12 protein-coding genes are annotated in these 24,543 nt (G+C 40.4%); 8 read left to right on the top strand and 4 right to left on the bottom strand.

The features are described 5' to 3' along the window. Nucleotides 1-174 precede the first annotated feature (174 nt). Nucleotides 175-801: an OmpW family protein gene (locus tag SJY28_RS08300; RefSeq protein ID WP_379544075.1), complete on the top strand. Its 627-nt coding sequence runs from the start codon at nucleotides 175-177 to the stop codon at nucleotides 799-801. A gap of 191 nt (nucleotides 802-992) precedes the next feature. Here the strand turns inward: SJY28_RS08300 and SJY28_RS08295 are convergent, their stop codons facing one another. Both SJY28_RS08295 and aceE read right to left on the bottom strand, forming a co-directional pair. Next, nucleotides 993-2,690: a 2-oxo acid dehydrogenase subunit E2 gene (locus SJY28_RS08295; protein WP_379544074.1), complete on the bottom strand. Its 1,698-nt coding sequence runs from the start codon at nucleotides 2,688-2,690 to the stop codon at nucleotides 993-995. Nucleotides 2,691-2,718: 28 nt separating this feature from the next. Next, on the bottom strand, nucleotides 2,719-5,529 hold the full coding sequence (gene aceE / locus SJY28_RS08290) for a pyruvate dehydrogenase (acetyl-transferring), homodimeric type (RefSeq protein WP_379544073.1): 2,811 nt from the start codon (nucleotides 5,527-5,529) through the stop codon (nucleotides 2,719-2,721). Between the two features lie 565 nt (nucleotides 5,530-6,094). Between aceE and SJY28_RS08285 the strand changes: the two genes are divergently transcribed. The 7 genes from SJY28_RS08285 (at nucleotide 6,095) to SJY28_RS08255 (ending at nucleotide 22,262) form a co-directional block, all read left to right on the top strand. Beyond that, complete coding sequence (locus SJY28_RS08285; protein ID WP_379544072.1) at nucleotides 6,095-8,092, top strand: hypothetical protein; 1,998 nt, start codon at nucleotides 6,095-6,097, stop codon at nucleotides 8,090-8,092. Between the two features lie 439 nt (nucleotides 8,093-8,531). Beyond that, complete coding sequence (locus SJY28_RS08280) at nucleotides 8,532-10,376, top strand: hypothetical protein (RefSeq protein ID WP_379544071.1); 1,845 nt, start codon at nucleotides 8,532-8,534, stop codon at nucleotides 10,374-10,376. 434 nt (nucleotides 10,377-10,810) lie between these two features. After that, the gene (locus tag SJY28_RS08275) at nucleotides 10,811-12,868 is read left to right on the top strand and encodes a hypothetical protein (RefSeq protein ID WP_379544070.1); all 2,058 of its coding nucleotides are present in this window, start codon (nucleotides 10,811-10,813) and stop codon (nucleotides 12,866-12,868) included. A gap of 517 nt (nucleotides 12,869-13,385) precedes the next feature. Continuing rightward, nucleotides 13,386-13,850, top strand: a complete 465-nt coding sequence (locus SJY28_RS08270) for a hypothetical protein (RefSeq protein ID WP_379544069.1) — start codon at nucleotides 13,386-13,388, stop codon at nucleotides 13,848-13,850. A gap of 46 nt (nucleotides 13,851-13,896) precedes the next feature. Continuing rightward, complete coding sequence (locus tag SJY28_RS08265) at nucleotides 13,897-15,918, top strand: hypothetical protein (RefSeq protein WP_379544068.1); 2,022 nt, start codon at nucleotides 13,897-13,899, stop codon at nucleotides 15,916-15,918. A gap of 123 nt (nucleotides 15,919-16,041) precedes the next feature. Beyond that, nucleotides 16,042-21,339 carry a hypothetical protein gene (locus SJY28_RS08260; protein ID WP_379544067.1) on the top strand — a complete coding sequence of 1,766 codons (5,298 nt, stop codon included), beginning with the start codon at nucleotides 16,042-16,044 and terminating at the stop codon, nucleotides 21,337-21,339. Between the two features lie 146 nt (nucleotides 21,340-21,485). Continuing rightward, the gene (locus tag SJY28_RS08255; protein ID WP_379544066.1) at nucleotides 21,486-22,262 is read left to right on the top strand and encodes a hypothetical protein; all 777 of its coding nucleotides are present in this window, start codon (nucleotides 21,486-21,488) and stop codon (nucleotides 22,260-22,262) included. Between the two features lie 116 nt (nucleotides 22,263-22,378). On the opposite strand, the gene SJY28_RS08250 is transcribed toward SJY28_RS08255, so the two are convergent. After that, nucleotides 22,379-23,071 (bottom strand): TetR/AcrR family transcriptional regulator, encoded by a 693-nt coding sequence (locus SJY28_RS08250; RefSeq protein ID WP_057759404.1) that lies wholly within the window; start codon nucleotides 23,069-23,071, stop codon nucleotides 22,379-22,381. A 237-nt stretch (nucleotides 23,072-23,308) separates the two neighbouring features. Next, complete coding sequence (locus SJY28_RS08245) at nucleotides 23,309-24,331, bottom strand: endonuclease/exonuclease/phosphatase family protein (protein WP_379544065.1); 1,023 nt, start codon at nucleotides 24,329-24,331, stop codon at nucleotides 23,309-23,311. Nucleotides 24,332-24,543: the final 212 nt, after the last annotated feature.

The raw sequence follows: 24,543 nt of genomic DNA, 5'->3' as shown, positions 1-24,543 counted from the left end.
CAGAAATATTGCTACTTTATGCTCAAAACCTTACCAATAATAATGATTTTCGTATTATAATAGACATTAAATGTTACAGATTAAACTTTAATCATGACATTATGTATCAGTAGCTAATGCCATCCCTCATTAGAAAACTGCTGATAATTTTTTATTACGTTAAGGAATGAAATGATGAAACTACAATCCCTAGTTTTAGCAACTGCTGCTGCACTTACAATGACAACTGCTTTTGCAGTCCCTGCTGGTACTTGGTCTGTTGCTGCTGGCGCGCATTATGTTGATCCTAAAAGCGACAATGGTACTCTAGATAACGGTTTATCTGTTGATGTTGATGGCGATGTACGTCCAACTATCAGTGGTGAGTATTTCATCGCTAACAACGTTGGTGTTGAACTGCTAGCTGCTATTCCGTTTCATCATGACATCACTCTGAAAACTGGTGATACTACTATTGATGCAGAAACTCAGCACCTACCACCTACTCTATCTGTACAGTATCACTTCGATGGCTATGATCTGCCTATGAATGTGAAGCCTTTTGTTGGTGTTGGTGTGAACTATACAACTTTCTTCAAAGAAAGAATCTACCTTGGCAACGGTAATGATTTGGAGCTTGATGATAGCGTTGGTGTAGCTGGCCATGTTGGTCTTGATATTCCTTTTGCTCCTACCGAAGCTTTCCGTATTGATGCCCGTTATATGGACATCAAAACAGATGCAAGCCTAAACGGTACTGATATCGGCGAAGTTGATATCAGCCCTTGGGTATACGGCGTAGCATTCGTTAAACAGTTCTAAATTAGTAAAATATAATACGTAATAAGAGCCAGCTTGATAGCTGGCTTTTTTGTGCCTATTAATTATGGATATTACCCTCTACTCTAGTTATTAAGCAATTATTTATAAAAGCGGCTAGCAACCTACAAGAACAAATAATCTCCATAAAAAAAGACCACCCTTGGGCAGTCTTTTTTAATTGCTAGCTAGCTTTAGATCAAGATACGACGTGGGTCCGCTAGTAGCGTTGCGATATAACGAGTAAATACAGCAGCGTCTGCGCCATTAATCACACGATGGTCATAAGACAAAGACAGTGGCAACATCAAACGTGGCTCAAAGCTTTGTGTCTTAGCATCCCAACGTGGCTGCATACTTGCTTCAGAGACACCTAAGATACCAACTTGTGGCCAGTTAACTAGTGGCGTAAATGCCGTACCACCCAAGTTACCTTGGCTCGATATAGTAAAGCTTGCCCCTTGCAAGTCTTTAGTGCTGAGCTTCTTATCACGAGCTTTTACAGCAAGCTCGCCAATCTCAATTGCTATTTGCTTCAGACCTTTATCTTGTACGTTTTTGATAACAGGTACGATAAGACCATCATCTGTTGCCACAGCAATACCCATATTGACACTTTTACGCAATATAACCTGAGTATTGTCATCGCTCAAATGACTGTTGAATCGTGGATGCTGGGTCAACGCATAAGCAGTTGCTTTAACCACGAATGCCAAGATAGTAAAGCCAATACCTTCAGCTTTCATACCACCTTTTAGCTCACCACGTAGCTTTTCAGTCTCAGTGATATCAGAGAGATCGAACTGCGTTACTTGCGGTAGCAAAGTATTGTAGTTGAGCTGTGGTATCGAGACTTTCTGCAAGCGGCTGAGGTCTTGTGTTTCCGTCTCACCCCAGATCTCAGCGTTACTCATGTCAGGCAGTTTCGGTAGACCTGAGCTAACAGGATTACTGCTCACAGGTGCCGCTTTCTGCTTGGTTAGATTGTTTTTAACATGTGCAAACAAGTCTTCTTTTAGAATGCGATCGTTTAGAGCTGAACCATTCACTTGTGTGATATCAACACCTAACTGACGGGCTAGTTTGCGAACAGCAGGACCTGCGTACACATCAACCAATTTTTCATTGACCTGTGCTTCAGTTAACTTACCCTCTGTTTTGCTAGCAGCTGTATCAGTATTGGTCGGTTTGGCAGCTTGTTTTGGCTCACCAGTGGTTTTAGATGGTGCTGGCTCTTGTGGCTTAGGCGCTTCAGATTCACTATCACTAGCATCATCTGTACCACTTGCCATGATAACGATAAAGTCCTGACCATTAGCAACCATATCGCCTGCTTCGACCAAGATTTTTTCAATCTTACCGGCAACTGGTGCTGGTACTTCAACCGATGCTTTATCTGATTCAATTAGCAAAATCGACTGTTCAGCGCTAACAGTATCACCAACGCTCACCATAATTTCAGAAACTTGTGCTTCATCAACACCTAAGTCAGGTAGTGCATGAGTAGTTGCTTTACCAGCATTAGCGGCTGGCTTGGCAGCAGACTCTGATTGCGTTGACTCAGTTGCAGCAGGTTCAGGTTTTGATTCTGGTTTAACATCGTCTGTGCTGTTCGCTTCTTGCTCTTCAGCAGCAGCAATGTCATCGTTGCTTTCTGCGCTATCGTCTGCGCTTTCAAGCTCAATTAGCACCATACCTTCACTGACTTGATCACCGATAGCAACACTAATCTTAGTCACTTTACCAGCAGCAGAGCTTGGTACTTCAACTGAGGCTTTGTCAGATTCTAATAATACGATGTTGTCGTCTTTTGCGATGACATCGCCAACTTCTACCATAATCTCGCTGACTTCGGCGCTATCCACACCTAAATCGGGGGCTTTAATGTCCATGATTTATTTCCTCGTCTTATGGTTATTATTATTTGACATCTTTATCATCAAGTACATTTGCATCTGCTTGATCTTCAGCACGGCCTTCATTACTGATTTCATCATCGTCTTCAGCGATAAATTCAGGTACAGGATTTGGATTTACGTTACCTGGCGCTGGTGCATCTGGAGACTGATCATAGTAAGACTGCTGCTGCCATGCAGGAGGATGATCCACATCGATACCTAAGCTTGAAATCGCGTCTTTAACCAAACGCATCTCAACTTCGCCTTCATCGGCTAGACGTTTAAGCGTTGCCACAACGATATGCGCCGCATCAACGTTGAAGAAACTACGTAGGTTTTCGCGCGTATCAGAACGACCATAACCATCGGTACCTAGAGTCGTGTAAGGACGATTATCTGGTAACCAAGCACGGATTTGCTCTGAGTAGTTACGCATATAATCTGTCGCTGCAACCACGATACCTTCGTACGGTGCTAACTGCTCAGTAACCCAAGGCACTTTCTCTTCATCCATTGGATGTAGACGGTTGTAATCGTCACAAACCATACCATCACGAGTCAACTCATTAAAGCTGGTTACGCTCCAGACGTTAGACGTAATATTGAACTCGTCTTTTAATATTTGTGATGCCTTCTGTACTTCACGTAAAATAACACCAGAACCTAGTAGTTGCACTTGTGTTGAGCCATTGTCTTCAAGTAAGTACATACCACGTTTGATACCTTCTTCGGCACCTTCTGGCATAGCAGGTTGCTCGTAGTTTTCGTTCATCAACGTCAAGTAATAGTAAACGCGCTCGCCTTCACCATACATACGGCGTAAACCGTCATGCATGACCACAGCTAGCTCATAACCAAAGCAAGGATCATAGCTGACGCAGTTTGGCACGACATTGAATAGAATCTGTGAATGACCATCTTGATGCTGCAAGCCTTCGCCATTAAGTGTCGTACGACCAGCAGTTGCGCCTAATAAGAAGCCTTGTGCTTGGCAATCACCTGCCGCCCAAGCCAAATCACCCACACGTTGGAAACCGAACATTGAGTAGTAGATATACATCGGAATCATCGGTAATGCGTTCACAGAATAACTGGTTGCCAATGCAATCCAAGTACTCATTGCGCCCGCTTCGTTGATACCTTCTTCTAGCATGTGACCATCGATAGCTTCTTTATAGCCCATCAACGCTTCACTGTCTTCTGGCGTATATTTTTGGCCAACAGCCGAGTAAATACCCAATTGACGAAACATACCTTCTAGACCAAACGTACGCGCTTCGTCAGGTACGATTGGTACGACGCGATCTTGGATGTCTTTGTTTTTGAGCATTGCAGATAGCAATCGCACAAATACCATCGTCGTCGATTGCTCTTTACCATTGCTGCCTTTTAATACCCGATCAAACATCGATAATTCAGGTATATTCAGTGGGATATGACCACTACGACGGTTTGGTAGATGACCACCTAACGACTCACGACGACCTTTAAGATACTTCATCTCCGCCGAACCTTCTTCAGGGCGGTAGAACGGTAGAGTCTCTAACTGCTCATCAGTAAATGGCAAATCAAAACGATCACGGAAATACATCAACGCTTCTTGATCAAGCTTCTTCACCTGATGCGATTTGTTGACTGCTTGCGTTTGGGCAGACAAGCCATAACCTTTAACGGTCTTAACCAAAATAACCGTCGGTTGGCCTTTAGTTTTCATAGCTTCGCTAAAGGCAGCGTAAACTTTAACTGGATCATGACCACCACGGTTCAGACGTGAAATTTCTTCGTCAGTCAACGCATCTGCCATCTCTTCCAACTCTGGATACTTACCAAAAAACTCTTTACGAGTAAATTCGGGCGTACGAGCTTCATATAGCTGATACTCACCATCCACCACTTCTTCCATACGTTGCTTGAGGACACCCGTATGATCTTTACCAAGTAATGAATCCCAGTTGCCACCCCAAATGACTTTGATGACTCGCCAGCCTGCGCCGCGGAATACTGACTCTAGCTCTTGAATGATTTTGCCGTTACCACGGACTGGACCATCAAGACGCTGCAAGTTACAGTTAACTACCCATATTAGATTGTCCAACTTCTCACGACCAGCGAGAGAAATTGCCCCTAAGCTTTCTGGCTCATCAGTTTCACCATCACCCAAGAATGTCCAAATCTTACGACCTTCTTTTTCTAGCAATCCACGATTTTCCATATAGCGATGTACATGGGCGTGATAAATAGACATGATTGGGCCAAGTCCCATCGATACGGTTGGAAACTGCCAGTAATCAGGCATTAGATATGGATGCGGATAGCTTGATAGACCTTTGCCGCCTACTTCACGGCGGAAATTATCAAGCTGATCTTCGGTCAAACGACCTTCTAAATAAGAACGGGCATAGATACCTGGTGCTGAGTGACCTTGATAATAGATCATGTCACCACCGAAATGATCGCTAGCGGCGCGGAAGAAGTGGTTAAAACCCGTTTCATAAAGCGTTGCACTAGAGGCGAATGTCGCTAAGTGACCACCCAAGTCGTCGTCATTTTTATTGGCACGCATAACCATAGCAAGTGCGTTGTAGCGAATTAGCGCACGTATCTTACGCTCCATGCCTAGATCGCCTGGGTACATTGGCTCATCCTCAACAGCGATACTATTGACATACGCAGTGTCTAGTCTGTTAAACGGCAGTCCTTCTTGAACCGCCATATTGTATAAAGCTTTTAGGAGAAACTGAGCACGGTCCTTGTCTGCATGTTTAACCACAGACTCAAAGGCTGCCAGCCATTCCTGAGTTTCGGTGCTATCAGCATCCTTATAATAATTCATTCTTGTTAATCCTTTTATATCAGTCATACCTACCTAATGGCAGGGCTTCGTTGAATAATGCATGATGAGAGATTTATTTACTTATGACATCCTTGCTACGTTCAAGCATTCCATTGTTTTGTGCGATGACATACTGCTAGATTATAAAAATAGTATTACTCATATCGACAAATGCATCAAATCAACACACCTGCCAAATCGTCATAATGCTATAGCTATTCGTTTAATCATTATTTGACTATGACATTCCATTATAAGCTTTTACGGTTAAGTTGTTTATGGCTGTAGAGAAATGAAGAAATCGCAAGTATTTTTTAAATAAATAATGATTAGTTTTTTTAAAAATGACTATCTATACATATCTCTTCTGTAGTTCACCCATACAGCTATTAGTTCTAATTAAAGATAATTTTTAGATATAATTAAATGTTTATATACAATTAGTTACATAGTGTCTATTATTAGTAATAATATAACTTTCTTTTTTATCAATGTAAGCTGTGTTAAACAAAGTGATTCGTTGATTGAATTAATTTAAAAGTTGTTAACTATTAGGATTGGTATTATGAGAAAAAATAGTGACTTTCTATTCCTATTCTTTAATTTGTTTAACAACACTCTACGCTATATTAAGATATTGGTAGCAACGGGCTTAGTTTTAAGTTTTGGCAGTTCAGCGTTTGCGGCTGCAACATGTCCTGCTGAACAAAGGCTGTATTACGTAGGTGCTGCGCCACCCACCACAGCATACAAGTCACTACCTTTATCTAGCTGGGTAGAAGGCAGCTTAACCCGGACTTACACTTTTGCAGAAAGTACAGGGAATAAAACATTAACTATTAATTTCCCACTATTTCTAGATAAGTATACAACTTACAGCTCACAGCCTCCCTACTATGGCAGTCTCAATGGCGCTACATTAAATGCCATTACCATGATTCATAACTCTACAGCTACCAAAGAAAACCATATCATGGATGTAACGGTCAACAAACCTGTTACGAAACTTGGTTATGTCATACAAGATGTTGATTCAACCAGAGACGGTGTTGGTAATGTTCCTTATCAAGAAGCTGTCGATGTCTCCTCAACTTCTGGCACCTTGACCTACCAACCTGATTTTCACACTATTAACCTTTCCTTCGATATAGTTACATCCATTTTGCGAGCAGCTTGTGTCGGTAATTCGACCATCTATGCTTGTCCTATTGAAGCAACATGGGGCGCCAAAGCCACTAACAGCATTTTTAGAATGACTCATAGTAACCAGCGCAGCGATTATAATGTAGGACATGTTCTTGGTTACTCCGACTTTTACTTTTGTATGGCACCGCCCAAACTTGTAGTGAAAAAAGTGCTAAATGGCTCACGTGTTAACAGCAATGATCAATTTGAAATCTTTGTCACTGGTGGTTCGGTTGCTACAAATAGCTTTACTACTGCTGGTACAGGCTCAACAATCAATAATGGCACTAGTGCTACACTGAGCTTGACAGAAGGCTCAAGCTATACTGTTACCGAAAGAGTGGTGAATGGAACTTTAGGCGATATTGCAAATTACAATGCGACTTATAAATGTTTAAATACCACTACAGGCAGTACGACCATTATGCCAACTGCTGCAATGACTTATGATGCAACAGCTAAAGCTCGCTCTTTTACGCTTGCCAACACTGTATATGGTGATGAGATTACGTGTACGGTTACTAATGAGCCAAACTACATATTTTCAGGCATTGTGTTTAATGATAATGGCGGTATCGTAGCCAGTGATAACAAAAAATCAGACATTTCTAGCACCTTTACTGGTAATAGCAATTATTTCAATGGTATTTACGATAGTGCGAGCGAGTTAGGAATATACGATAGCAATTTGAATATACGTTTGACAGACTGTAATGGAAACAATATTACAAGCACTACTTTAAACCCTCAAAACGTTTTGGATACTTCGACTAACAGAGGTCAATACAGTTTCGTAGTACCTGCCAGTGCATTGGTTAACAAAACAAGAGTCTGTCTCATAGAAAGTGAACCAAATGTGTGGGACTACCCAGTAGACACGACCACAGATAGACGAGAGGTTACGCTCACAAGTAATGTTTACAACTACACCAATCTAAACTTCGGTGAAGTCGCAGCAAACAACGCTGCCTTAGTATTGATAAAATCACAATACATTCATGAATGCGACGACAATTTAAATTACCAGAATATTAGAAACAACAGTACTGACCCAATCACGGGTTTTAGTGTCAATTCAGTCAATGGCGCAAGTCCAGGAAGTTGTGTTGCCTATGCAATACGTGCCTATAACCGCGGTCACTTGGCTCTTGAACAAGTACAGATCCGTGATCAACTACAAAGTGCTCTTGTTATCTCAGTCTTTAGACGTCCTGCTCCTTTGTTTTTACCTACTTCAGTAAGCAGCCCTACCGTCATATACGGTAGCAATGGTGAAATTCGTTCTAATCAATTTAGCTTATCTGCGGTGCCTCTAGGTAGCACGCAGCCGAGTTCGGCCGTTTTATATTTTAATACAAGATATGGTTCAACACAGTAAATCTAGTTTCTGAAACTAACTAGCTAATAATTTTTCTCTTATTAAATACTTATTCTACCACTACATTTGAGCAGACACTTTTGTAAAAAAGGGTGTCTGCTTTTGATTTTATTTATTGAATATTTGCACTTCGTCATATGATAACTACCTTTCGTAACATATTGTTAGTCTTTACTTATCTTTATATTTAAGATTATGTATCGAAGTAATCTAACTACAGTTTTTAGTTAGCTTGTTATCTAAAAAAGCATAAATTAGAAGGTGCGATAGTATGTTTTGTAAAACTCAAAATCATTTGTATTCATACTTGAGTAGTGTATCTATATACCGATTAGTCATTCTAACTGCTTTTTTATCATTGTTTTTAAACAACAGTGCTAACGCTAATTTCGAATCAACGGACAGCTCTAGTACTGGATCATGTCCCATTAATCATAAAATGTACTACATTGGCGCAAGTGCGCCTACATCTACTACTGCTGCGCCTGTAGTAAGCACACCTTTGAATTGGACAGCTGGCAATCTATCAAATACTTTTACATTTAATGAGGCATCAGGAAGTAAAATATTCAAAATTAACTTTTCTTCAGTAATAGATCTGAATAGTAATTACGGTGGTACGCCACCTTTCTATGGGACGTTAAACGGTGTCACCACATCAGCCCTAAACCTTGTTCACAACTCTCCATTATCCGCTACTTCTAGAACCAACCATGTCATGGATGTGAGCATTAACCGCCCAACCAGTAAGGTAGGTTACAAGATTCAGGATATAGACTCAGTAACCAACAATACTTTGACACCATATATCGAACAGGTTGACGTGTCTGCTAACAGTGGACAACTGACGTATAACAGCACTTATCACACTATTAATGCGAATAGAAATATAGTTACTGGTAGAAAAGGCCTTAACTGTGGTACGGGTGGCTGTACTATCGATGCCAACTGGAACTATACACTCGCTGATATTGCACTTAACTTAAAACACAACAATACGGTAAGTGAGACAAATAGCCCCCATGCAGTAGGTTACTCCGACTTCTATTTTTGCCTTGCACCGCCCAAACTTATCGTAAAAAAAGCATTGAGTAGCACACGTGTCAACACTAACGACCAATTTGAAATCGTAGTTAGTGGTGGTTCAGTGGCAACAAATAGCTTTACCACTACTGGTACGGGTTCAACTATTGCAAATGGTACTAGTGCAACACTTACCTTAGCAGAGAGCACAAGTTATACCATTACTGAACGCGTAATGAATGGTACGATATTAGGCGATATAGCGAGTTACAATGCCACTTATACATGTAACAACGCAACTACAGGTAGTGCGACCATTATGCCTAGCTCTGCGATGACCTATAATGCATCAGCTAAAACTCGTTCATTCGCGCTTAGTAACGTCACTTATGGTGATGAAATTACATGTACGATTACTAATACCCCCTCAACCTATACGTTTTCAGGTATAGTTTTTGATGACAATGGTGGTATCACAGCAACTCAGGCAAGTGCAACTAATGCCGATATTACGAACGGTATTTACGCAAATAACTCGAACTATTTTAATGGTATATACAACCCTACTGCTTCAGAAGCTGGTATTAGCGGTAGTACTATCAAACTTGTCAACTGTGCTAACACCTCTACTATATATGGCACACAGGCAGCAACAGGAAGTGGTGCAGCCATTGGTCAGTACCAAATCAGCGTATCAAGTAATATTTTAAATGGTAATACTAGTAACCTTTGTCTTATAGAGGAGCGTACAGGCAGCACCTACCCTTTGCGCACTAACGATAGCAGTAAAACGATAGCTTTTTCGTCAAGTACTTATGACTACCCAAATAATAACTTCGGTAGAGTGATTGCTGAAAATGTTGCTTTAGTACTAAGAAAATATCAATATCTAAATGATTGTCCTTCTACCCTAACCTATACCTCTATTAGTGAAACTAGTACGCCCAATACAGGTTTTAGTACAGCAACTATAAGCAATATTGAACCTGGTCGATGTATTGCCTATAAGATTTCTGCTACCAATCGCGCCAATGTGAATATTGACAATTTTATTATGCGAGATACCTTGCAACAAAAGGGCGTCAGCGGCGCTACTGTAACATCTGTACTTGCTAATCCAGCACTTTCTACAATTGATTATACTGCTAGTGATAATCCAACAATTGGAGCCAATGGTGAAGTAAAAACTAAAACCTTCGTTTTAGGCCCAAGAACCAAACGTGATTTTTACTTCAATACCAAATACGGTACCACTCAATAAAACCGAATCAAGAAGCCTATCTAGAACACTTACTAGATAGGCTTCTTTTCGCTCTAATTATTACTCTCTAAAGATTTTACTCTTCTTTCTATACTCAATTACCAATTGAGACATATTACCACTTAGATAGTCCAAATCACCTTTTGTCGTTTTAATAGTGACTTTTTGTAGATGATTTGTGATTATGATTCCATAGAAAAATACTTCAATTTTAGCGCCTATACAAAGAAAAGAATGTGAAGTATTTCGAGCTTTATACATTGGCTACGTCAATAGTTTTTTCGACATTAATTGCAAATACTTTTAAAACATGAGCCACAAACTCAGTGACCATTGAAAGACTAAAAATAACGATCAGAGGTCATGAAACGTTTACTGAAATCCCGATTCATCATATTAGCTTAGTAAAAATCTACTTTATATTTGGAATCTCTATGAAATCAAAATGTTTTCACTATAGTCTACTACCTATCAGTATCGCAGCCTTTATGAGCTTGAATACAGCAAATGCTGCTACTGCCACTGCTGTCAGCGCTCCAGCGGCAGCGATTAATAACAAAGCGTCTGCAAGTTATAGTATCGGTACGGTAGCTCAGCCTGTCGTCGAATCTAACACAGTGACGGTAAGCGTAACTGAGACAGCAAATTTTTCTTTAATAGCTACGCTCGCTGGTGGCAATGCTGATGCGAATATGAACCAAACAGCGACGCCCGGCAGTACCACTACCTTTACTCATACCCTAAGTAATACTGGTAACGTTAGAGATACCTATACGATTAAAACAACAGGGGATAATGACCCTAATATCGTAACAACCAATCAAGACTACCCTCTCGGTGTAGCAAGCATCAATTTTGTCATCAAACAGACAGGTGGTGCTGTTTTAACAGATGCTCAAAAAACAGCTTTGTCTGAGTTTGGTCAAGCTACCACGACAGGTACGATCGCGAATGGTGGCAGTATCAAACTAATACCAGGGACAATCGTTGAACTTTCTTATGCAGCATTAACTCCTAGTACTCAAATAGGTAATCAAAAGGGTGTAGGTACATTAACTGCAACCAGTACTTTTTTTACTACCGCAAACTCTACTAAACCTACTTTAGTCAATGAAAACCAAAGCATCGTCAAGTTACCTGTGTTTAAGATAGAAAAGACAGCAACATGCCAAAGCTCTACAAATTGTAGCAGTCTCGATCTGAATGCTGCTAATACGGATATCACTTACAGTATTAAAGTAACTAACGCCACTACTGACTATAGTGTCGCTGCTGACAATTTTATCATTAGAGATGTGCTTCCTGCTGGTATGACATTGTCTGGTAATGTGGCTGTGTCCACCACTGGTGCTACCATCACTTCAACGGGTAAAGATAGTAGCAATAGACAAATTATTGATATCACTATTCCAAGCTTGGCTGTTGGCTCTAACACTATAGTTAGCTTCAAGGTGACTGTTAATAAAACTACCCTATCTGCAGCAGGTTCAGCAACTAATCATGCTACTGTCTATGACAGATTTAGCAATGCTGTACCAGTACCTGGGACTGATACTAGTGGTTATGATATCGTTGATAGTACAGATACTGTAGCTGCTAACAACGTCACAAAAGTTCCTGACGAAGGCACAGGTACAGCTGGTGCCGATACTGCTACTACTATTACTTTCACTGATCGTAAAATGACAATAACAGCTGGCACAGTCAAAGAGATTCCTATATTAGGCGGTGAGGTAAAATATACTCATACCCTTACCAATACTGGTAATGCATCAGAAGGGGGTGCTAATCGCCCAATCGGTATTACTATCATAGATCCTGATACCGCAAAACCACTTGAAGTAAAAAATCCTAAATACAAACTCCCAAATGGCAATGAAATCGCGTTAGAAGTTATTGACGCTGCTACAGGCAAATACAAACTACCTGTAGGTGTTACTTTGGCACCAAATGCCACTGTCGAGATTAGCTATACGGTAGTCTCTGACGGCACAAATGCAGACCTTGGTAAATCAGAAACCAATAGTCTACAAGTTGTCTTGCCCCAAGGTGCTACTGCTGACTCAACCTTTCCGACTGTTTCTGCTGTTTCAAATACTACGACCATTAGAGGTCTGACACTACTAAAGCAGCTAGCACTACAAGTCGACTGTACTGGTACAATTAGCGCATATGAAGGAACATTAGGTTCTAACTCGACAGCAACTTTTAATAGCAAACCAGGTGACTGTATATACTACAAAATTACAGCAACCAACACCTTTACTTCGACAAGTTTGAGCAATGTGGTTGTGTCTGACTCGACCAATCAATGGAAGGATTCTACCGGTAGAGTGCAAGCTGTTTATCAAGACAATGCTGTTGGATCTACAGGTGCTAGTAATACTGGTTTGACAGGGACTGGCGATGCTCAAAAAGTCTCTACCACTTTTGCAACCCTTGCTAGTGGAGCTTCAGGTACTTTGATTTTTTCTACTAAGGTAAGTTCATAGTTAGTAAATGTTTAGCCTATCCTTAAAAGGTTAACAAATGATGCTCTGGTTTGAATATCTTTAAACCAGAGCTTACTTTTTCAGATAACGCTACTTTCCAATCGTCCTAAGCTTTTTAAGCTCTCTAAAAACTTCTTATCTATTCTATATTTACCCTATTTAAAATACTCTCGTATAGTCTCCTATCAAAATAATTCTCTCTGTTAAACGTAGCTGTATTCATCATGTTATTGACATAAACATATACAGTATATGAGCAAAATGAGCTTATAAAGCTTTTAGAAATGTCTCATAGGTCCTAATTTCTCTAAATATAAGCCATTAAACTCTTCTAATCTACCACTTATCATATATCTAATGACTAACTGTAATTCGTTTGTAATAATGTAAATATAAAAGATTTATTTTATTGTTATGTAATTGTGTAGCCTGCTATATATATTTTTGGCACATTTATTGCTTATTGAATAATAAATGAAAATCTTACTGACAAATATGGTTTGGCAAGGAATAGAATATGAAAATCTTTAACGCTTTACGTATCAGCTTATTAGCTACCGTAGCATCTGTGTCGTTATTGAGCGTTGCTCATGCTGAAAATGCGCTGAAAATGGAATTGACCGCTAATAAAGTTGTCAAAAATTCAGAAGGGAAAGTAAGCTATTTACCTGTAAGTACAGCGCCTACAGGTACTGTAGTTCAGTATAAAGCGACCTATACTAATACGGTAAACCAAGATATCAATGACTTGGCCGTAACCCTTCCTATTCCTACTAACATGGCGTTCAACGGTGAAGTAACCCCAGCCAGTGCTCAAGCTAGCATCGATGGTAAGAATTATGCTGATATTCCATTAATGCGCAAAGTCGATGGCAAAATGGTAAAAGTACCATACTCTGAATATCGCACTTTGCGTTGGAACATCAAATTGCTACCAGCAAAAAAATCTGCTGCTGTGTCACTCAATACCATTGTTGAATAGTTCCCTTTTAGAACTTTTTATTTAATACCTCTAGGAGATTTACCGTATGAAACCTAACTTATTTAAATACTCAATGTTAACTGTTGGTATCGTCACTGCAATGGGTGCCGCCCATGCAGCTACCAGTGTCTCTTATAATCAAGAACAAGCATTTACTGTAAAAAACATTGCAACAGCTACTTATAATGTTACTGGTAACCCTGCTGAACAAAAAGCTGAATCAAATGAAGTAACTATTAATGTTACTGAAACAGGTGCATTTAGTTTGCTTGCAACTGGTGGTGCTTCTCCTACTGATGATATCAACGAAAATATTAAGATTAATCCACAAACAGGTGCAACGGTCGACTTTACACATACGCTAGCGAACAAAGGTAACGTCACTGATACTTATACAATTAATCTTGCGAATGAAGCAGGCGATAACTTCAACTACAATATTGCAAATAGTACAATTACTTATCAAAAACTGGATGCTAACGGCGCGCCTGTAGGTAGTCCAGTTACTATAGCTAATGGTGGCAACATACAACTTGCACCAGGTCAATCTGCTACTATTATCGTTAATGCTGCTGCCGATACAAATACATCGCGAGTAATCGGTAATACAGGCATCTTAGATGTTACAGCTACTAGTGCTTATTTAACGGGTAAAGGTCAGACTGCCACGGCTACTAACACAGATACAGCTGTCACTGTAACACCTATTTATGCCATTACTAAATCAGCACAAACCAACCTAGGTACCAAAGTCATTGATTTAAACAATGATAATGCATATGTTGATTATACGATTACCGTCCAAAACCAAGGTACTGCTAATGGTACTGCCGTTACTATCGAAGATGCCCTCCCGAATGGTTTGGTTGCCATAAAATCTGGTGAACCAAATTATCTAGCACCTACCACAACTGGTGGTAGTAGCAATGTGACTCCTGTCATTTCTGCTGATGGCAAAAAAATTACTGTGACTGGCCAAGATATAGCTCAAGGCAATACTATAACAATCAAATTCCGTGCCAAGAAAGCTGCAGGTGCTACCACTAGTAGTAACTTTGTCAACTACGCTGTTGTAAAAGATGATACCGATGGTGATGGCATATTTGACCTTGTGGATAGCTCGGGTGATGCAAACGATACCGCTACGAGCGAAAATAACTACGAAGATCCAACTAAACCTACGATCGGTAAAGACAACAACACTGCTGCTACAGTGACTGCTCAAGAGCAGACCCGTGCGATTACTATTAGTCCTGGCCTTGATAAAGAAGTCGCTTTACAAAGTACCGCTAATGGCTATACCTATGTTATTAAAAACGAAGGTAGTAATATTACTGAAGCAGATGCGAAAGGCGAGGTTTTATTCACAGTCAAGCCTGTAACAGATATTACTCAGATTACGACAACCCAAGTGTTTGTAGATACTAACAACAATGGTGTTCTTGATACTGGTGAAACCGTATTGACAGCGAATGCACAAGGTGAATACGACCTAAATGATGCTATTACTGCAGGTTTAGCTCCTGGTCAGTCAGTCAATATCGGTGTTTTAGTCGATACTAATGGCTCAGGTAGTAACAATGGCAAAGACAGTGATATTGGCAAGTCTGAAATTATTACTGTCAAAGTATTACCAAAGACGGTGGTAGACGGTACCCCTGCCCCTACAGATGATATCTCTACAACATCTACCACCACCATGCAAGGCATTGATTTATTCAAATTCCAGGCCGCTGCTGACTGTGGTACGGCACCAAGTACTATTACCAATTGGGTCAACTCTGAAGTTATTGCCAAAGCTGGACAATGTGCTTATTACAGACTAGAAGCCACCAATACCTTTAGTAATAAGAGTGTTACGAATATCGCCTTGACTGATACTTTAGTCGACAAGCTGACTTATCAAAGTGATTTTTCGTCTAAGACATCAAACAACTCACCAGTTGCAACGTCAAACATTTCTGGCCAAATAATTCGTGGTACGTTTGGAACTCTAGTTGGGAAAGAGGTCGGTACTATCTATTTCTCTGCCAAAATATCGCAGGCAGGTGCTACTGTAACGCCATAAATAGATTAGTGGCTCTTTTTATAGGAGTTTTCTTAGTAAAGCGCTAGGAAAACTCCGCTGCCCAAACCTTATCAGCCAAGCTTAAGATCACTTTGTTTTTTTTCACAAGTAGGATTACCGATTATGCGTCAAGTTGTATCTTCGTCTCGTAACCCTAGCTATCGCGCAAGTGCACTGACTGCGCTAGCTGCTTCGATCCTACTTATGCAAGCAAACACTACCCATGCCGAAACTGGCAAGGGTGTTACGACTATTAATAATATTGCACAAATTGACTATAGTATTGAGTCAACTCAACAAAGTGGTACATCAAATCAAGTTAGTTTTAAATCTCTTTCTCTACCACTATACGATGTTAGTCTTACACAGCCCTCACTACAGACCATCTCGCGTGGTAAAACTGTTGAATGGGTAAATATTTTATCTAATAATGGTACGTATGACGAAACCATCGCTTTGAGTTATGACTACTCAAGTACTCTATCTAACTTCAAAGTTTATCAAGACATTAATAAAAATGGTCTTATTGATGACAACGAACTGGCGCTTACCGACCCAAGCCAAATAAAAATTGGTCAAGGCGAGAGTATTCAGCTTATTATCCAAGCCCTTCTTGATTCTGATGTCAATGATGGCGACATTGCTGATATAAAAATCGGTGCAATAGTTGTCAATGATGAGTCAGTGACGGCATCTGCAACTGATCGTCTGATCGTCGTAGAACCTAGTATTAAATTTACCAATGCAGATTTCAATGATACTGCTGGAACTTCTCAAGTCGGCGAAAAAGTCTACGTGAAAGCCAGTTATGCACAATGTAATGTACAACCTGAAAAACCTGATCAAGTATGGGTGACCATCAAATCTCCAAAAACTGGAGACAGTTATTCATTAAAAGCTGTAGAAACAGGCAATAATACGGGCAAATATCACTTATCAGCATCGACTCAAAACAATGCCAACGCTATCGATGATGAGATTGTTCAAACACTAGAAGGTGATGATTTAGTTGTAAGTTTAGATGCCTGTATTGCACCGTCAGTAGACTTAAACGAACAACCAAATCAGTCTGATTTAGACTATATTACTGGCAATATTAGTAGCAATGTCGCTATTATAGATAACTCATCTACTTTAAAAGTTGAAAAAGAAGGTGATGTAAAAGCCGCAGAGTTTGGTGATTATGTCAATTACACAATCAAAGTCACTAACGATGGCAAAGTACCAGTTTACAATGTTGAATTAAAAGATGCACTTCCACGCGGTTTCGATTATGTCGATAATAGTGTCCGTGTTAGCCCGAGTTCTGATCTCAATATCAATCAAGCACAAACGACTGAGTTTAAGGCAGAAGGCAAATATCAAGTACTAAACTTAGGTACTCTCACTGCAGGCGAAACTAAAAACATTACTTATCGGGTACTTATCGGATCATCAGCATTAGGTGGGGATGGCATCAACCGCGCAACTGCCCATGGCCGTGACGAAAACAACAACACCTTAGCTTCATTGGAAGCGCAGTGGCCTATCGAAGTAAGCCGCGGCGTTATGAATACTGATGGTATTATCGTCGGTAAGGTCTATCATGATATCAATCGCGATGGTATTCAGCAAAAAGAAGACGGCGAGCTTGGTGTCGCTGGTGTACGTATCTACATGGAGAACGGCAATTTCATCGTAACTGATCCTGAAGGTAAATATAACTTCTACGGTATCAGCGCCAAAACACACGTACTAAAGGTCGATCGTACTACTATTCCCAGAGCAACTGAGCTGGTTACCCAAAGCAATCGCAATGCTGGTGATGCCGGTAGTCGTTTTGTTGATTTGAAATACGGCGAATTGCATCGTGCAGACTTTGCAATTGTTAGTGGTATGGCTGATAGTACTGAACGCTTAAATCAAGAGTTGGTTACCCGTAGCAAAAGCCTTAGCGCAAAGAATAATGCTCTTGAGCAAGCGGTGAAAACTGAGCTGACTTTAGAGCCTGATTATAATACCGACACTACCGATAATGTAGATGCTAGTGGCTGTAATATTAATGGCGACTTAGATATCGGCAACAACTGTGATTCAGCTATCGTTAATGACATGGTCAATCTAGCAGATGACCGTATTGATATGACGGTAACCACTGTTGCCCTGCCAGTAGAAAAAGAGCTCGAAGAATACTTAAAAGAAGTGGCTAATAACGATGTTACCTTCATTAACTTAAATGAAGGTCAGCAGCTTAGCACGTATAAACAAATGGTCCAGGTTCAAGCACCACTAGGCTCAACTTTTACCTTGTATGCCAATGGCAAACCTGTACCAGAACAAAAGATCGGTAAAACTGCCGAGCAGAAAAAGCAGAGTGTTGTAGCCTTTGATTATTATGCCGTTGACTTACAACGTGGTAAAAACTCCTTGCGCGGTGTCGCAACGGACATAAATGGTAAAGTGATCTCTGAGCAGACGATTAAGGTATTAACCCCTGATAGCCTACAAGCTATCGACTATCGAACTCAGGAAAATCTAGTACCAGCAGATGGTATTAGTCAGTATCAAGTGGTTATTAGTCTAAAAGATCGTGATGGTCGTCCATATATTGCATCAACTCCGATTACTATCGATACCAATATTGGTCGTATTAACCTTAATGACAGCAGTAAAGACCAATCTGGTACTCAAGTAATCGTATCCGGTGGTGAGCTACTAATACCCGTAACTGCACCTAGCGTACCAGGTAAGGGCGAGCTAGTAATTGACACTGGTAGCAGCAAACAAATCATTCCATTACAGTTCACCGCTCAACTACGTCCACTACTTGCTATTGGTATTGTAGAAGGTGCTATTTCACTAAAAGACTTTGATGGTAGCAGCATTACCGATGCTCAAGGTGCATTTGAGCAAGAGCTAAATGACTTTGCTGGTAATGATGATTACACAGCTTCTGGTCGTGCCGCAATGTTCCTAAAAGGAAAAGTGCGCGGTGACTACCTGCTAACGCTTGCTTATGATAGTGATAAAAAAGGCGAGCGTTTGTTCCGTGATATCGAGCCGGGCGAATACTATCCTGTCTATGGCGACTCATCAGCTAAAGGCTTTGATGCTCAGTCTACTAGCAAGCTTTACGTGCGCCTTGATAAAGGTCGTTCGTTCGCTATGTATGGTGATTTGAAAACTCAGATTGATGGTGACGAAGGTATCAAGCTTGGTCAATACAACCGTACATTAACTGGTCTAAAAGCTCAATTTGAAGATAGCAATACTCGTGTTACTGCCTTTTTAGCAGAAACCAGTACTAGCCAACGTGTAAATGAGACTCGCGGTTTAGGCATTTCAGGCCCATATCCATTGGCTGAGAACTTCGATGCGGTATTAGAAAACTCTGAAACGGTTGAAGTTATTACTCGTGACGCTAACAACCCTGGGCTTATTATCAATCGTGAGACGCTTACTCGCTTTGCTGATTATGAGATTGACCCAATCAGCCGTAGCTTATTCTTGACGGCACCGATTGCTAGTCAAGACATCGAGGGCAATCCTATCTATATCCGTGTCACTGTCGAAGTTGATGAAGGCGGTGAAGATTACTTCGTCGGTGGTATTGCCGCGAAGCAACAACTGACGGATAAAGTCGCCATCGGTGGTAGCTATGTGAATAGCGATGACCCACTGAACAAAGAAGAGTTGGCTAGTGTTAATAGTGTTGTTAAATTCAATGATAAGCTAAAGCTAGTCGCAGAATATGCGATCAACAAAGCTGAAAACCCAAATTTTCAGTCAAGTAATCAAATCAACGCGACAGAACTGACTGATAGTGATGTTGAAGGTAACGCACTACGTATTGAGCTTGATTTTGATAATAAGAAAAATACACGAGCTAAAGCTTATTATAATGATGCTGATGAAGGTTTTATCACTGGTGCATCACCGCTTACTGCTGGACGTACTGAATCTGGTGTAGAGGTTACTCATACTCTAAATGATAAGAAAACTGCTCTTAAGTTAGAAGGCATACGCACAGAAGAGCATACTACTGACGCTAGCCGCGAAGGCGTGCAAGCAAGCGTTGAGCATCGTTTAAGTGAAAACATCGTTGGTGAAATTGGGGTTCGTTATTACAAACAAGACGCGACTGCTGCCTCACGTAATACTCAGGCCGCGACAGACGTTGTAGATATTACAGACGACACTTTGTTTAATGATGACATCATCAATCAGTCAGCGTTGAGCAGCGTTAGTAACGCTGAAGAAGATATTGAAGGTACGACTGTTCGTGCTCGTATTGCCTCTCGTCTACCTAAGTTGAATAATAGCTTGGTATTTGCAGAGTATGAGCAAGATATCGAAAATAGCTCACGTAATGCAACTTCTATCGGCGGTGAGACACCGCTCGGAAATCTAGGTCGACTATACGCACGTCATGATTTGATTAATAGCCTATCTGGTACTTATGGTCTTGATGATACAGATGAGCGTCAACGTACCACTGTTGGTTTTGACGCGACTTACATGAAAGATGGTAAGGTTTATAGCGAATACCGCATGCGCGATGCCATTAGTGCACGTGAGGCAGAAGCAGCTATTGGTCTAAAAAACAAGTGGTATGTTCAAGAAGGTCTAACTTTAAATACTTTATTTGAGCGTGTCGAGTCTCTGGAAGGTGAAGAAAGTAACACTGCAACAGCGGCAGGTATCGGTGTTGAATATCTTGCCAAAGAGAATTATAAAGCATCAGGACGTTTTGAAAAACGTTGGGGTGAAACAAGTGATACGCTACTTGGTAGTGCTGGTATCGCCTATCGCTATACTGATGAGATTACCTTCTTAGCTAAAGACATCTACTCACGCACTGACTATAGTGATGGCGATCGCACTATCAATCGTTTTCAGCTAGGTGCTGCGTATCGTGACTACGATAGCAATCAGTTAGATATGCTTGCAAAATTCGAATATCGTTTGGATGATAATAATACTGGCGATGACGCTTATCAAAAAGACACCATGATTTGGTCATGGAATGGTAATTACCATCCTACGCGTCCTTTAACGTTGTCTGGACGTTATGCTGGTAAGTATACAGAATACGAAGCAGATAGCTTAACCAGCGATAACACGGCTCATGCTGTTTATGGCCGCGGTCTTTATGATATCAGTGAGCGCTGGGATATTGGTTTACAAGCAGGTACTTACTGGAATGATCAGGCAAATGACTTAGCTTATATGCTTGGTGCAGAAGTGGGTTATAGCCCAATGACCAACCTTTGGTTATCACTTGGTTATAACTTCATGGGCTTTGAAGATGAAGATATTGCTTATGATGACAGTACTCAGCAAGGTGCTTACTTTAGATTGCGCTTTAAATTCGATGAAGATTTATTCAAACGTGAAGACCCACGTAAGAACCAACGTCTGAGCAGCAATTCTGCATTTTAATTGTTTGATACTGTCGTAAGTATATCCTTAAGACAGTATCATGATCATCTTATGACAAATTATTTCGTCATTCAATAAACAACTAAGTCAGCCCTAGTAATGGTAAATAATACCAACGTTTATTACCTTAACATAAGGTTTACACCATGTTTGATTCAGCCATCAATGCAGCACCTTTCAAGCGCTCAGTATACGTTACACTATCAGCTTTATTCTCGTTAACCTTTATACAGCCAGCTTTAGCTAAGAGTGAGGCTGTCCAAGTGGCTCACTCAACTAGCATGGCTGAATACTGCCGCGATGATAGTCAGACTCAAGCACGCTCTTATAGATATCAAAGCGAACAACAGCGCCTATTAAATTGTATGGTAACGCAGTTAAAACCTTATCAACAAAAGGGCAAGACAGCAGCTCAACAGTATTTCGCTTACAAAGCGCAAGCGTGGTTGAACTATGCTATTCATCAAGACAGTATGAATAGCCGCTCATCCGCAGGTCAAGTTGCGTTAGAAATGGCAGAGCCTATATTGCAAGCGCTAGATAATGACACGGTACAAGACTTGGGCCTGCATCAAGATATTCCGTCTACCTCTGCCTTGATGCGTCCTGATCTATGGGCAACTTTAAGCGCGCTTAAAGACGGTAATGGCATAGCATCAGCACCACGTGAGATGGCATTTAGTGAAGTGGCTTTGATTTGGGCTGCGACCAATCAATGCGCACGAGGCTGGCGCGAATCTGGTATGCATTTTCGCATGGCTGATCGCTGGCTTGAACAAGCTCGCGAAGCTTATGTCAATGCAAATGATGCACAGACCAATGTAGCGCTAGAGAAGTCAATAGTCAGTTATCATAAGCAGTACTCGCCTTTAGATGCGAGCGATGATACTTGCCGTGGACAAGATTTGACATCTGACCGTTAGAATAGTCGCTGTTTTATTAGAGATATTAATCTTTAATATTTCTAATCTTATGCTAAAAACTAAACATAAAAAATCCGACATATTTGTCGGCTTTTTTATGTTTAAAGTGAGCTCAATTAGCGGTTTTTACGTGGCAACTTTTCTGGTAGGTAACAACGTAAATAAGCAATAAATGCTGTATTTGCTTCTTGGATATACTCTTCAGTAATACTCTGATGACGGCGATAAGACAACGTAAAAATAGCATTTACGATGCTATAAGCAATCAACAAGGTATCTTGGATATCATGGAAGTTTGGCATCTCATAACGCTCTGACAAACGCTTATAGACCAGATCAACAATTTGATGATCCATATCTTCACCAAAACTGTCACCTTCAAAATCAGGTGTATTAGTGTCATAGATAAGCTTGGCTTTTGTCTCATCGTTATGGAATATCGTAATACAACGATCGATAAGCGCCGTTAAATACCCTTGCCATCTATCATAGTTACCAATATCGACCGTCTCTACCATCTCTAATATTTCAATCGCATTCAAAAAACGCAATGCTAAAAATATTGCTTCAATATTAGGGAAAAAATGGTAAGCAGAAGCTCTTGGTATACCCGCTTCTTCACACACAGCTGCTAACGTAATATCGTTAATAGCATGCGTTTCGCTCAATTTTTTGGCACCAGCCAATAGTTTTTGACGACGTGCACGGCCTTGTTGGCTAGTAAACTTAAACTTATTAGGTACAAGCTTTTTTGCCAATTCCGAATCTACCAGCACATCTTCAATCTTTTCGTCTTTATTATCACTCATTGTGAATCTCTTAATGTTGCGCCCTATTTTATAAATATAATCTTCATTGAATAGTATTTATCCTCAGATAAAGGATGGTTGACTGTTGGCTAAAATATAAAGCCTGTATGGTCACTACTATATTCAATGCAGAGGCATCATAAACGCTTGCACATTATCAAGCAAGGGACATGAATAGGTTAAAAAATAATACTACGATCAGCAATTTAATAGAGCTAACCGTCTAATTTTATAAAGTTAATCATTGAGTTTTATTTTCGCCCTTATAATACCATGATCAGTGACTCTATCGGCATAGTCCCACTTCAAATGATCATTAAAATAATCGACTCGTTCGACATAACCGAGCGAAAATTTACTATCGGGCAAAAACTCTTCTGAGACAAATAACTGGTCGATAACTTCTGGCATGCCTTGATATATATGGGTATAGGCAACATCCTTCATCCAGCCATATCGTGCTTGAATACGAGCAGCATCAAAAAGTGCGACATCACGCATACTTTTATCGTAATTAACCTCCCCAGTTTCTGTCATCAACTGAGTAGTCACGCTACCTGTGACATCATTCATATCACCCAATAGGATCAATGGTTCACGGGTATGTTGCAATCGCTCTATGATAGACATACGGATAGAGGCCGCTTCTGCCGCGCGCATACATAAACTACGAAGCTTGGCGCGAACTCGAATATTTGGATCGTCCATGTCTTCTAATAAGTCACCATTTTCGTCACGTAAGAAAAAAGCACGTTTGCTTTTTAGATGCGCTGTAATAATTGTGATGGGCTGCCCGTACGCGTCAACACGTAACACTAATGGAGGACGGTTGAAGCGTTGATAAGGACCGATATCAGGTACATCAATAATGGCTTTTGGTGCTATATCTTCTAGCAAACTGGTTTCTAACTGCTCAAATCGGCTGATAATACCGACAGCAGGTGTATTCTGTGCACCCATGCCTTTGGTATATATACTCGCGCTATCGTTACTGGCAAGTGGAATGACCGCATGCTCGGGCTTAAATCCTAATGAAACAGCCAGCGCTTCTAATGCATCACTATCCCAAACCTCTTGTACTGCGATAATGTCAGCATGCGCTTTAGCCAATAAATCTGTAAGACCTCGCAGCTTATGTTCATAGGCTTTATCGTTATAAGCTGGCGCATTTTCATAATAAGTTCGATTAGGGTTCGCAAAGTTCAGCAAGTTTGCCGTTGCGATATAAAACTGTTTATTGCCTTCAGTGTTATTACTCATATATTCCCCATCGCTCTCATTATTATAGTACATAATATTCACGTATATGTATACGTTGCAAATTTTATGCCTAAAAAAACTCCCAAAGTTAAACTTTGGAAGTTTTAAAATAGCATAAATGTTGATAAGTAGATTTACTAATAGAACTGAACATACAATTAATCTATTTTAAGTAATGGTATAGCAATCTCTAATACTGGCCAATTACTAGA

Source organism: Psychrobacter sp. R86515, assembly GCF_042466315.1.
Taxonomy (GTDB): Bacteria; Pseudomonadota; Gammaproteobacteria; order Pseudomonadales; family Moraxellaceae; genus Psychrobacter.
Note: the sequence above shows the minus strand (reverse complement) of the source record. Positions and strands in the feature narration are given on the sequence as shown.